Origin of the sequence: Streptomyces sp. NPDC002138 (genome assembly GCF_040296485.1) — a bacterium.
In the GTDB taxonomy this organism is placed as follows: domain Bacteria; phylum Actinomycetota; class Actinomycetes; order Streptomycetales; family Streptomycetaceae; genus Streptomyces.
Map to the genome: position 1 here is coordinate 20,345 of NZ_JBEOXE010000084.1, position 11,314 is coordinate 31,658.

Sequence of the window (11,314 nt, forward strand, 5' to 3'; positions counted from 1 at the left end):
TGCCAAGGGTCCGCGCGGAGCAGACCGCGGAAGCCGGTCCAGAGGAGGGACGGTTCGCGTGAACGAGAACGTGTGGGGCTATCGCACCACGTCGGGGCGCCGGGAGGGCGCCGACCTGACCGGCTACAAGGTCGAGGCGACCGACGGCGGCATCGGGAAGGTCGACAAGCACTCGGACGAGGTCGACTCCTCCTACCTGGTGGTGGACACCGGGCCGTGGATCTTCGGCAAGGAGGTCCTGCTCCCGGCCGGCACGGTGATCAGCATCGACCCCGAGGAGCAGCGGATCTACGTCGACCGCACCAAGGAGCAGATCAAGGCCGCCCCCGAGTTCATCCGGGACACCCACCTGCACGACGCCGAGTACCGCGACCGCATCGGCGGCTACTACGGCGCGTTCCTCGGCTGACACCCGGCGGTGGACGGCGCCGGCCGGACCGGCGCCGACCGCCCCCGGCCACCCGCTCAGGCGGGGGTGCCGATCGCGTCCCGGACGTCCGGGTGGATGGCGAGGACCGTGTCCGCGCCCGTCAGCTGGAACAGCCGGACCAGCTGATCGCCGGGAGCGGCGATGCGCAGCGCGGTGATCCGGTGCAGGCGCAGGAGCATGTTGAGAAAGGAGGAATCGCCGAACGTGATGGCTGCCACATCCAGAACCACCACCGGATGCCGCCCGGCGGCCTCGGTGAGGGCGTCCTCCAAGGGCGCCAGCGTGTCCTGGTCGAGCTCGCCGCGGGCCTCGATCACCCAGCCCGGACCGGCCTGGTAGGCCTTGCCGACCACTCCCGCATCGTGTGCATCCGTGTCCGGCACCGTGTCCGCCTCCCCGTCGTCGCTTGCGTGGTTCCTCAAGAGAGGGAGTATGCCTGTTCCACCGGCCGAGGGCGACGGCCGGAGCGCCGGGACGCCCTCTTGTGGAACTTCTCGGCCCGCATGTGTGTAAGGGTCGATGTTCTGGGCACGAGCGGTTGCGCAGCCATTCGCCAAAGGGAGGAACGGCCACATGTCACGCACGGAAACACTTGTCAGCCGCGATCTTGGGGCGGGAGCGACGGCCCTGCCGGCCGCCGGGCTCCCGGCGGAGGAGTCCGTCGTCGACCTGCCGCACATCGACAACGCCCGGGAGGTGGCACCCGCCGACGCCCGGGAGATGTCGCGGGTGTTCCTGGTCCGGCTGCGTTCCCTGGACGAGGGGACGCGTGAATACCAGTACGTGCGCAACACCCTGATCGAGATGAACGTCTCACTCGTGCACTTCGCGGCCCGGCGCTTCCGGTCGCGGGCCGCGAGCGCGGGCGGAGTCGACCTCGAGGACATCCTCCAGGTGGGCACCATCGGCCTGATCAAGGCCATCGACCGGTACGACCCGGCCCGCGAGGTGGAGTTCTCCACCCTGGCCCTCCCCTACATCACCGGTGAGATCAAGCGGTACTTCCGCGACACCACCTGGGCGGTGCACGTCCCGCGCCGGCTGCAGGAGCTGCGGACCGAGCTCGCCCAGAGCCAGGAAGCGCTGAACAGCGTCCTCGGCCGGGCACCCACGGTCAAGGAACTGGCCCAGCACCTCGAACTCTCCGAGGACGAGGTCATCGAGGGCCTGGTCGCCGCGAACGGCTACACCAGCGGCTCCCTGGACACCTCCGCCGACTCCGACGAGCAGGCGCCGTCCGGCCGCAGAACCCGTCCGCTGGCCGAGAGCGTCGGCGAGGTCGACGCGGCCATGGAACTGTTCGAGGAGTTCCACACCCTCGCACCCCTGCTGGAGGAACTGGGCGACCGCGACCGCCTCATCCTCAAGATGCGCTTCGGCCAGGAGATGACACAGGCCGAGATCGGCGCCGAACTGGGCATCTCCCAGATGCAGGTCTCCCGTCTGCTGACCCGCACGCTGGCCCGGCTGCGCACCGGCATGCTCGCCGCGTAGGGCTGGGGCCGGAGCCTGCGGTGCCGACACCCGTCATACTCACTGCGACGAGTGAAAGAGCGGACGAGCCGATGAGTGGCCACACCGCTCCCGGACGACGCCGCGCTGGAGGGTGCAGCATGACCAACGGCTCCACCCCTCCGGTCGCGGGCCCCGGCGCCTTCGTCCACCCGGCGCTCTTCTACCGGGACCTGAAGGAGTACGTGACGGGGGTGGGCGACTTCGTGCGCGCCGCCCTGCGCGCGGACGAGCCCGTCCTCGTCGCCGTCCCCGGACCCCACCTGGACGCCCTGCGCCGGAGCCTCGGCGCGGGCGAGGGCGGGGACCCCCAGGGGGACGGCGTCGAGTTCGTGGACATGGGAGGACTGGGGCGCAACCCCGGCCGCATCCTGGCCGCGCTCCAGGAATTCGCCGACCGGCACCCCGGCCGTACCGCCCGGATCGTCGGCGAGCCGATCTGGCCCGGCCGCTCCCCGGCCGAGGTGCGCGAGGCCACCCGCCACGAGGCGCTGATCAACACCGCCTTCGCGGGCCGCCCCGCCACCATCCTCTGTCCGTACGACACGGCCGCGCTTCCCGCGGCGGTCGTCGCCGACGCGAGACGGACGCACCCCACGCTGATCGAGGACGGGTACGACCGCCCCAGCCCGCGGTACACCGACGCGGCGGTCGTCTGCTCCGACTGCGACCTGCCGCTTCCCGAACCCGTCGCCGTGGGCCTCGTCCTGGACTACTCAGCCGGAGAGCTGGCCCGGGTACGGGAACACGCGCAGGCCTGGGCGCACGGTACGGACCTCGCTCCGGCCCGCCGGGCCGACCTCGTCCTCGCCGTCAGCGAGGCGGCCGCCAACTCCCTCGCCCACGGCGGCGGCAGCGGCACGTTGCGGCTGTGGACCACGGGCACGGGCACGGGCGGCGTGGTCGCGGAGGTCCGCGACGCGGGCCGCTTCGCCAACCCGCTGGCGGGCCGCCGCCGCCCGGCCCTGGCCTCGGGCGACGGGGGCCGCGGGCTGTGGATGATCCACCAGCTCTGCGACCTGGTCGAGGTCCGGGCCCTGGACACCGGGCTCACGCTGCGCCTGCACATGGCGAACGGCTGAGGCCGAGGTCACAGGGGGAGGCCGGTCCCGCCGCCCGGCCACGTCGCGGCGTACAACCAAGTCGTACCTCGGCCGGTCCAGCGGGGCGGCGGTTTGCAATCATTGAGGATCAGCGTCAACGGGGGTAGGTGAGGCCACAGTGACGGCCATCGGATCGGACACCGGGGATCCACGGGGCACGCGGCCGCCGGTCACGGGCCAGCGGCGCCGCCTCGCGCTGCGGGGTGTCCGCGGCCATGTGGCGAAGGGGCGTGACTTCACCCGTGAAGCCATGCGGGACTGGGGCTGGGAATCCAACCAGACCACCGAGGACGCCCTCCTCGTCGTGTCCGAACTGCTGACGAACGCGAGCCTGCACGCGGGGGGCTGCGACGAACTCGTCCTGACCCTCGGCACGGCCCTGCGCATCGAGGTGCTCGACGGGGAGACGGCGCTGCCCGCTCCGCGCGAAACGCGGCGCGGCAGCCCGGGCGGCCACGGGCTCTCCATAGTCCAGCGGCTCTCCGACCGCTGGGGCGCCGAGCCCCACGCGTACGGCAAGGCCGTCTGGGCGGAGATCGAGGGCTCCCGGCTGGCCTCCGGCAGCCCGGCCCCCGTTCGGGCCCACCCGGGCCCGAATGGCGCAATCGTGCAGTAGCCGCCCTCCGGACGGGGAACCGATGGATGCCGGCCGCCCGCACGGGCGGCCGGGGCCGCAGCGGTTTCCGCACGAGAGAGGTGCGCTTCCATGGCACACGCAGCACACGCGATCACCGCGGGGGGACAGGGATGAGCCCCAACGCCACCCACCTTCCCAAACCGGGTGCCAAAACCGCCCGCGACCTGATGACACCGGGCGCGCACTGCGTCGGGCACGACGAGCCGGTGCTGGAGGCGGCCCGGCGGATGGCCGAGCTGGGGGTGGGGGCGCTGCCCATCCGGGACGCCGACGGCCGGCTCATCGGCATGATCACCGACCGGGACATCGTCGTCCGCGTGCTCGTGCCGGGGAAGGACCCCGCCACGACCCCCGCGGGTGAACTCGCCGGTGGCGAGGCGGTGACCGTCGGCCCCGACGACCACGCCGAGAAGATCCTGCGGACCATGGCCGCGCACAAGGTCCGGCGGCTCCCCGTCCTGGACGGCCACCGCCTCGTCGGCATGGTCGCCCAGGCCGACGTGGCCCGCGCCCTGCCCCACCCGGAAGTCGGCGCCCTGCTCAACGCCCTCTCCAGCGACTGACCGTAGGGCTCCCGGCGCTCCGCCCGCCGCCCGCCGGGCGGGGTGCCGGCGCCGCCCGTGGTCAGCGTCCGGCGTCGGTGAGGACGACGTGGACGCCGTGACCCGCGGCGTCGACATGGACGAGGTGGCCGCCCACCCGGAGCGTCCGGGTCCCGCCGGTGGTCCAGCAGCCGTCGGGGCCGTCGGCGCCGGGCAGCGGGGTCCAGACCTCCAGGAAGGTGGAGCCGTCCTCATTGGTGCCGGTCTCGATCAGGCCGTCGCCCTCGGGGCGCAGGGCGCCGACATCGAGGCCGGGAGCGCCGATCTCGTGGTGGAAGGTGACCCGTTCCCCGTCGTAGGAGGTGCTCCCGGCGAAACCGCGGCTGTCGGCGTACCAGGTGCCGCTCTGGAGCCACACGACGTGCTCGGTCTCCCGGAGCGGGCCGCCGTCACGGCTGATTCCGGCGCGCAGCCATGCGCCGCGGGTGGGTGCGTCCATGCCCCCAGGGTGCCAGAGCGGTCAGTTCGCGCCCCAGCCGCCGTCCAGGGGGAGGGAGGCTCCGGTGAGGTACCCGGTGTGCGGGCCGCACAGCCACACCACGGCCGCCGCGACCTCCTCCGGTTCGATCAGCCGTTTGATCGCGGAGCGGGTCAGGAGCACCTCGGACACCACGTCGTCGGGGCTGATGCCGTGCGCGGCGGCCTGGTCCCGGATCTGGCCCTCGACCAGCGGGGTGCGGACATAGCCCGGGTTGACGCAGTTGCTGGTCACGCCGTACGGGGCGCCCTCGAGCGCGGTCACCTTGCTCAGCCCCTCCAGGCCGTGCTTGGCGGCGACGTAGGCGGACTTGTAGGCGCTGGCCCGCAGGCCGTGGACGCTGGAGATGTTGACCACCCGGCCCCAGCCGCCCGCGTACATGTGCGGCAGGGTGCGGCGCAGCAGCAGGAACGGCGCGGTCACCATGACCTGCTGGATGAGCGTGAAGCGTTCCGGCGGGAACTCGTGCAGCGGGGCCACGTGCTGCAGTCCGGCGCTGTTGACCAGGATGTCGACGGCGCTCGGCAGCGACGCGACGGCGGCCGGGTCCGCGAGGTCGGCGGTGTGCGCCCGGCCGCCCACCGCGGCGGCCGTGGCCGCGGCCGACTCCGCGTCGATGTCCACCGCGTGCACGGTGGCTCCGGCGGCGGCCAGGGCGATCGCGCAGGCCCGCCCGATACCGCTGCCCGCGCCCGTCACCAGGGCGACCCGCCCGCCGAGGTCGACGCCGTCGGAGCGGGACGCGGGCGGCGCGGCCGGCGGGGGAGGCAGAAAGCTCGTCATGCCGGGCAACAGTAGGCACCCGTGGCAGCGGCTGACATGGTGCCCACCCCCACACTCCCAGGGCCCTCTGTGGTGATCGGCACCGCCTGAGCCCTGTCGCCGGACGTCGCGCGGCCGGGCGCCGGACCCGGGCGGGCAGCGGACGGCCGAGTGGCCGCCGCGACGTTCGCTTTCGAGTGACATCCGCGCTCGGCTGCGGCGCGTCCGGGGCACGGCTCCACCACGATTCCCATCGGCCGGACGCGTTCCGGTCGACGATCGCCCGCCGAGTGGCCCGGCCGCAGGGAGACCACGTGCACATCCTGCTCGTAGCGAGCGCGTTCAACAGCCTCACCCAGCGCGTCCATGCCGAACTGCGGGACCGCGGCCACAGCGTGGCGGTGCACATCGCCCTGCCCGAGGCCGCTCCGCCCGCGCCCGCCCCCGGGCCCGGGGCCGGCGAGCCCCGGGAACTCCCGGGCGACGCCCTGCGCGCCGCCGTCGCGCGCCACCGCCCGGACCTGATCCTCGCCCCCATGCTCAGGACCGCGATTCCCCGGGACGTGTGGTCCGCCCACACCTGCCTGATCGTCCACCCGGGCCCGCCGGGCGACCGCGGCCCCTCCTCCCTCGACTGGGCCGTCCACGAGGGCGTGACCCGCTGGGGCGTGACCGTCCTCCAGGCCGACGAGCGGATGGACGCCGGCGCCGTCTGGGCCACGGCCGAGTGCGCCGTACCCCCGGTCGGCAAGAGCGACCTGTACCGCGGCGAGGTCTCCGACGCGGCCCTCGCCGCCGTCCTGCTGGCCGTCGACCGCTTCGCCTCCGGTACGTACGTCCCCCTGCCCCAGCGCGAGCCGCGCCCCGGGGAGGCCGAGGAAGGCCCGTACCGGACCCGCCCGTACTTCCGCCAGGAGCTGCGCCGCATCGACTGGGAGCGGGACACCACCGACGCCGTGGTCCGCACCCTGCGCGCCGCCGACTCCCAGCCCGGAGTGCTGGACGAGCTGCTGGGCGCCGAGTGGTTCCTGCACGGCGGCCACCCCGAGGACACCCTGCGCGGGCGCCCGGGGGAGCTGCTGGCCACCCGTACCGGGGCGGTCTGCCGGGCCACCGCCGACGGCGCCGTCTGGATCCCCGAGCTGCGCGCCCGACGCCTGCCGGGCGAGCCGGTCCCGGTGAAGCTGCCCGCCGTACTGGCCCTGGCCGGGCGGCTGCCCGAGCTGCCGGACCTGCCCGAGGTGCCCGCCCGGGGGCGCTCCTGGACCGACATCGCCTACCGGGAGGAGGGCCAGGCGGGCTTCCTGTCCTTCGCCTTCCCCGGTGGCGCGATGAGCACCGGCCAGTGCCGCCGCCTGCTCGCGGCCTACCGGGCCGCCCGGGCCCGCCCCACCTCGGTCCTGGTGCTGGGCGGCGGGCGGGACTTCTTCTCCAACGGGATCCACCTCGGCGTCATCGAGGCGGCCGCCGACCCGGCCGCGGAGTCCTGGGCGAACATCACGGCCATGGACGACCTGGTCGAGGCCGTGCTGTGCACCACCGACCGGCTCGTGGTCGCCGCGCTCGGCGGCAACGCCGCCGCGGGCGGGGCCATGCTCGCCCTCGCGGCCGACGAGATCTGGTGCAGGTCCGGCGTGGTGCTGAACCCGCACTACCGCCTGATGGGGCTGTACGGCTCGGAGTACTGGACGTACACCCTGCCGCGCCGGGTCGGACCGGCCCTGGCCGAGAGGCTGACCACCGAGGCGCTGCCGGTGTCCGCCGAGGCGGCGCGGCGCCTGGGGCTGGTGGACCGTACGACGGCCTGCGCGCCGCAGGACTTCGGGCAGGAGACCCGGCGGTTCGCGGTCCGGCTCGCCGCCTCGCCCGCGGTGTCGGCCCGGATCGCCGCGAAGAAGGCGGCCCGGGACCGGGACGAGGCGGTGCGGCCGCTGGCCGCCTACCGGGCGGCGGAGCTGGCCCGGATGCGCGGGACCTTCTTCGACCCGCAGGCGCCCTACCACGCGCTGCGCAGGGATTTCGTGCGCAAGGCCCCCGCCACCGGCACCCCGCCGCATCTGGCCCGGGCCGTCCCCGAACGCCGTCGCGTCACTGGACTGGACGCATCAGACGGCGCACCCGGACCGGTCGGCTGTTACCAAGAAGGGTGATGGCCGGTATGACGGCTTTCACCGCATACATCCCCAAGGAGGCATCCCCATGGATGCTGAAACCACCGCATCCCCGACCGCCGTCGAAGACCCCCCGATCCACATCCTCTGGATCAACGCCGGGCTGAGCTGCGACGGCGACTCCGTCTCCCTGACCGCCGCGATGCAGCCCAGCATCGAAGAGATCGTGATGGGCGTCCTGCCCGGGCTGCCCAAGATCGCCGTCCACTGGCCGCTGATCGACTTCGAGTGCGGTCCCGTCGGCGGCGCGGACACCTTCATCGAATGGTTCTTCAAGGGCGAGCGCGGTGAGATCGACCCCTTCGTTTTGGTCGTCGAGGGGTCCATCCCCAACGAGAGCATCAAGCCCGAGGGGTACTGGTGCGGCTTCGGCGACAACCCGGAGACAGGCCAGCCCATCACCACCAGCGAGTGGATCGACCGGCTGGCGCCCAAGGCCCTGGCGGTCGTCGCGATCGGTACCTGCGCCACGTACGGCGGCATCCACGCCATGGAGGGCAACCCCACCGGGGCCATGGGCCTGCCCGACTACCTCGGCTGGGACTGGACGTCGAAGGCGGGCATTCCGATCGTGTGCGTGCCGGGCTGCCCGATCCAGCCCGACAACTTCTCGGAGACCCTCACCTACCTGCTGTACCAGGCGGCCGGATCCGCGCCGATGATCCCGCTGGACGACAAGCTGCGGCCGACCTGGCTCTTCGGCGCCACCGTGCACGAGGGGTGCGACCGGGCCGGCTACTACGAGCAGGGCCAGTTCGCGCTCACCTACGACTCGCCCAAGTGCCTGGTCAAGCTGGGCTGCTGGGGCCCGGTCGTCAAGTGCAACGTGCCCAAGCGCGGCTGGATGAACGGCATCGGCGGCTGTCCCAACGTCGGTGGCATCTGCATCGCCTGCACCATGCCCGGCTTCCCCGACAAGTTCATGCCGTTCATGGACGAACCCCCCGGCGGCAAGGTGTCCAGCGTCGCCAGCGGGGCGTACGGAGCGGTGGTCCGCAAGCTCCGTGCGATCACGGCGCACACCGTCGACCAGGAGCCCAAGTGGCGCCACCGCGGCGAGCGGCTCACCACCGGCTACCGCCCGCCCTGGTGAGCGGCCCGGCCGGGTCCGGCCGGTAGTCCCCGCACCCCCGCCCCACGCCCCCCGCCCCACGCACGTCGCCGCCCGGCACGTCCGTACCGCACCGAAGAAGGGTCACGGCAGACACGATGGCACCGAAGACGAAGACGGCCGCCGACGGCAGCGGCCTGGTCGAGATGGCCTGGGATCCGATCACCCGGATCGTGGGCAGCCTCGGCATCCACACGAAGATCGACTTCAAGCAGAAGCGGGTCGCGGAGTGCTACAGCACCTCGTCGGTCTTCCGCGGCTACAGCGTCTTCATGCGCGGCAAGGACCCCCGCGACGCGCACTTCATCACCAGCCGCATCTGCGGCATCTGCGGTGACAACCACGCCACGTGCTCCGTCTACGCGCAGAACATGGCCTACGGGGTGAAGCCCCCGCACCTCGCCGAGTGGATCATCAACCTCGGCGAGTCCGCGGAGTACATGTTCGACCACAACATCTTCCAGGAGAACCTGGTCGGGGTCGACTACTGCGAGAAGATGGTCCGCGAGACCAACCCCGGCGTCCTGGAGCTGGCCGAGCGCACCCCCGCCCCCCACGCGGGGGAGCACGGCTTCAAGACCATCGCCGACATCATGCGCTCGCTCAACCCCATCGAGGGCGAGTTCTACCGCGAGGCGCTGCAGGTCAGCCGCTACACCCGCGAGATGTTCTGCCTGATGGAGGGTCGCCACGTGCACCCCTCCACCCTCTACCCGGGCGGCGTCGGCACCATCGCCTCCGTCCAGCTCTTCACGGACTACATGAGCCGCCTCATGCGGTACTGCGAGTTCATGAAGCGGGTCGTCCCGCTGCACGACGACCTCTTCGACTTCTTCTACGAGGCCCTCCCCGGGTACGAGGAGGTCGGCCGGCGCCGCGTCCTGCTCGGCTGCTGGGGCGCGCTCAACGACCCCGAGCACTGCGACTTCACGTACGCCAACATGACCGACTGGGGACGGAAGATGTTCGTCACCCCCGGCGTGGTGGTCGACGGCAAGCTCGTCACCAACGACCTGACCGAGATCAACCTCGGCATCCGGATCCTGCTGGGCAGTTCGTACTACGACGACTGGCAGGGTCAGGAGCAGTTCGTCACCCACGACCCGCTCGGCAACCCGGTCGACCCCCGCCACCCGTGGAACCAGCACACCATCCCGGCCCCGCAGAAGCGGAACTTCGACGACAAGTACAGCTGGGTGATGTCCCCGCGCTGGTTCGACGGCAAGGACCACCTGGCCCTCGACACGGGCGGCGGCCCCCTCGCCCGGCTGTGGTCCACGGCCCTCTCCGGGCTGGTGCACACCGACTACGTGCAGGCCACCGGGCACAGCGTCGTCATCACCCTGCCCCGGACCATGACCAAGCCCGAGACCCGCTTCGAGTGGAAGATCCCGAAGTGGAGCAACGCGCTGGAGCGCAACCGCGCCCGCACCTACTTCCAGGCGTACGCGGCCGCCATCGCGCTGCACTGCGCGGAGAAGGGCCTGGCCGAGGTCCGCGCCGGACGCACCCAGACCTGGGAGAAGTTCGAGGTGCCGGACGAGGGGCTCGGGGTCGGCTTCACCGAGGCCGTCCGCGGGGTCCTCTCGCACCACATGGTGATCCGTGACGGCAAGATCGCCAACTACCACCCGTACCCGCCGACCCCGTGGAACGCGAGCACCCGCGACACCTTCGGCACCCCCGGACCGTACGAGGACGCCGTACAGAACACCCCGATCTTCGAGGAGAACACCCCGGAGAACTTCAAGGGCATCGACATCATGCGCGCCGTGCGCAGCTTCGACCCCTGTCTGCCCTGCGGCGTGCACATGTACGTCGGCCCCGGCAACACCGTCAAGCAGATGCACGTGCCCACCGGCCTGAGCGGACTGGGCGGATGAGCGCCCCCGCCGACGCCCGGCAGGCCGGGATGAGGGTCGAAGAGGTCCTCGACCGGCTCGCCGACACCGGGGACCGGCAGGTCTGCGACGCGGCCGAGGAACTGGTCCGCGTCCTCATGGACTTCTACGGCGCCGGACTCGCCCGGATCGTCGAACGGCTCGCCGCGGCCCCCGGCGGGCTGCCCGGCGGCCCCCTCGGCGGGCTGCTCGACGACGAACTCGTCGTCAGCCTGCTCACCCTGCACGACCTGCACCCCGAGGACGTCCACACCCGGATCGGGCGCGCCCTGGAGGCCGCGGCGGACCCGGTCGAGCTGATCGGCTTCGAGGAGGCGAGCGGCATCCTGCGCCTGCGGCCCGCCGCCGAGGGCGGTGGCTGCGGCTGCTCGGGCGCCGGCGGCGCGTCGGTCGGCAAGAGCGTCGAGGACGTCCTCGCCGCCTTCGCCCCCGAGGTCACCGCCGTGGAGCTGGAACCGGCCGCGCCGCCGCAGGCCCCGCTGCTCCAGATCGGCTCCCGCCCGCAGGCCCCGGCGGCCGCCGATGCCGAGGCCCGTCAGGGCGTTCTTGAAGATCTGCTCGAAGCCGAGGAACTTCACGACGCCGATGTCGACGGACGGGTGGAACC

At 72.6% G+C, this 11,314-nt stretch carries 11 protein-coding genes and 2 pseudogenes; 9 read left to right on the forward strand and 4 right to left on the reverse strand.

Going from position 1 to position 11,314, the window contains the following annotated elements; genetic code table 11:
- The first annotated feature begins 58 nt into the window (after positions 1-58).
- Positions 59-409, forward strand: a complete 351-nt coding sequence (locus ABT084_RS33740) for a PRC-barrel domain-containing protein (RefSeq protein WP_351052344.1) — start codon at positions 59-61, stop codon at positions 407-409.
- 56 nt (positions 410-465) lie between these two features.
- Here the strand turns inward: ABT084_RS33740 and ABT084_RS33745 are convergent, their stop codons facing one another.
- Positions 466-852 (reverse strand): STAS domain-containing protein, encoded by a 387-nt coding sequence (locus ABT084_RS33745; RefSeq protein WP_351052347.1) that lies wholly within the window; start codon positions 850-852, stop codon positions 466-468.
- A gap of 151 nt (positions 853-1,003) precedes the next feature.
- Here ABT084_RS33745 and ABT084_RS33750 point away from each other — a divergent pair, with 151 nt between their 5' ends.
- The 4 genes from ABT084_RS33750 to ABT084_RS33765 all read left to right on the forward strand — a co-directional run bounded on the left by ABT084_RS33750 (position 1,004) and on the right by ABT084_RS33765 (position 4,245).
- On the forward strand, positions 1,004-1,924 hold the full coding sequence (locus ABT084_RS33750; RefSeq protein ID WP_351052349.1) for a SigB/SigF/SigG family RNA polymerase sigma factor: 921 nt from the start codon (positions 1,004-1,006) through the stop codon (positions 1,922-1,924).
- A gap of 119 nt (positions 1,925-2,043) precedes the next feature.
- Complete coding sequence (locus tag ABT084_RS33755; protein ID WP_351052352.1) at positions 2,044-3,024, forward strand: anti-sigma factor RsbA family regulatory protein; 981 nt, start codon at positions 2,044-2,046, stop codon at positions 3,022-3,024.
- A 139-nt stretch (positions 3,025-3,163) separates the two neighbouring features.
- The gene (locus ABT084_RS33760) at positions 3,164-3,661 is read left to right on the forward strand and encodes an ATP-binding protein (protein WP_351052354.1); all 498 of its coding nucleotides are present in this window, start codon (positions 3,164-3,166) and stop codon (positions 3,659-3,661) included.
- Positions 3,662-3,792: 131 nt separating this feature from the next.
- Entirely contained in the window at positions 3,793-4,245 is a 453-nt protein-coding gene (locus ABT084_RS33765; RefSeq protein ID WP_351052357.1) for a CBS domain-containing protein, read from the forward strand.
- A 61-nt stretch (positions 4,246-4,306) separates the two neighbouring features.
- On the opposite strand, the gene ABT084_RS33770 is transcribed toward ABT084_RS33765, so the two are convergent.
- Positions 4,307-4,723 (reverse strand): hypothetical protein, encoded by a 417-nt coding sequence (locus ABT084_RS33770; protein ID WP_351052359.1) that lies wholly within the window; start codon positions 4,721-4,723, stop codon positions 4,307-4,309.
- Between the two features lie 21 nt (positions 4,724-4,744).
- A complete protein-coding gene (locus ABT084_RS33775; RefSeq protein WP_351052362.1) occupies positions 4,745-5,545 on the reverse strand; it encodes a 3-hydroxybutyrate dehydrogenase in 801 nt (266 codons plus the stop codon).
- Between the two features lie 293 nt (positions 5,546-5,838).
- Between ABT084_RS33775 and ABT084_RS33780 the strand changes: the two genes are divergently transcribed.
- The 4 genes and pseudogenes from ABT084_RS33780 to ABT084_RS38095 form a co-directional block, all read left to right on the forward strand.
- Complete coding sequence (locus ABT084_RS33780) at positions 5,839-7,674, forward strand: enoyl-CoA hydratase-related protein (RefSeq protein ID WP_351052365.1); 1,836 nt, start codon at positions 5,839-5,841, stop codon at positions 7,672-7,674.
- 49 nt (positions 7,675-7,723) lie between these two features.
- Positions 7,724-8,788, forward strand: coding sequence for an NADH-quinone oxidoreductase subunit B family protein (locus tag ABT084_RS33785; protein WP_351052368.1), 1,065 nt, complete (start codon positions 7,724-7,726; stop codon positions 8,786-8,788).
- Positions 8,789-8,904: 116 nt separating this feature from the next.
- Positions 8,905-10,689 carry a nickel-dependent hydrogenase large subunit gene (locus ABT084_RS33790; RefSeq protein WP_351052371.1) on the forward strand — a complete coding sequence of 595 codons (1,785 nt, stop codon included), beginning with the start codon at positions 8,905-8,907 and terminating at the stop codon, positions 10,687-10,689.
- Positions 10,690-10,718: 29 nt separating this feature from the next.
- Positions 10,719-10,871: pseudogene (locus ABT084_RS38095) on the forward strand (NifU-related iron-sulfur-binding protein); the annotation flags it as partial.
- A 309-nt stretch (positions 10,872-11,180) separates the two neighbouring features.
- On the opposite strand, the pseudogene ABT084_RS33795 reads toward ABT084_RS38095, so the two are convergent.
- Positions 11,181-11,314, reverse strand: a pseudogene (locus ABT084_RS33795) (Glu/Leu/Phe/Val dehydrogenase dimerization domain-containing protein); the annotation flags it as partial.

What these genes read in the sequence shown, in the direction of transcription:
- ABT084_RS33770 (WP_351052359.1), bottom strand. Translation starts at nt 4,723, where the DNA reads ATGGACGCACCCACCCGCGGCGCATGGCTGCGCGCCGGAATCAGCCGT.
- ABT084_RS33750 (WP_351052349.1), top strand. Translation starts at nt 1,004, where the DNA reads ATGTCACGCACGGAAACACTTGTCAGCCGCGATCTTGGGGCGGGAGCG.
- ABT084_RS33765 (WP_351052357.1), top strand. Translation starts at nt 3,793, where the DNA reads ATGAGCCCCAACGCCACCCACCTTCCCAAACCGGGTGCCAAAACCGCC.
- ABT084_RS33775 (WP_351052362.1), bottom strand. Translation starts at nt 5,545, where the DNA reads ATGACGAGCTTTCTGCCTCCCCCGCCGGCCGCGCCGCCCGCGTCCCGC.
- ABT084_RS33785 (WP_351052368.1), top strand. Translation starts at nt 7,724, where the DNA reads ATGGATGCTGAAACCACCGCATCCCCGACCGCCGTCGAAGACCCCCCG.
- ABT084_RS33790 (WP_351052371.1), top strand. Translation starts at nt 8,905, where the DNA reads ATGGCACCGAAGACGAAGACGGCCGCCGACGGCAGCGGCCTGGTCGAG.
- ABT084_RS33755 (WP_351052352.1), top strand. Translation starts at nt 2,044, where the DNA reads ATGACCAACGGCTCCACCCCTCCGGTCGCGGGCCCCGGCGCCTTCGTC.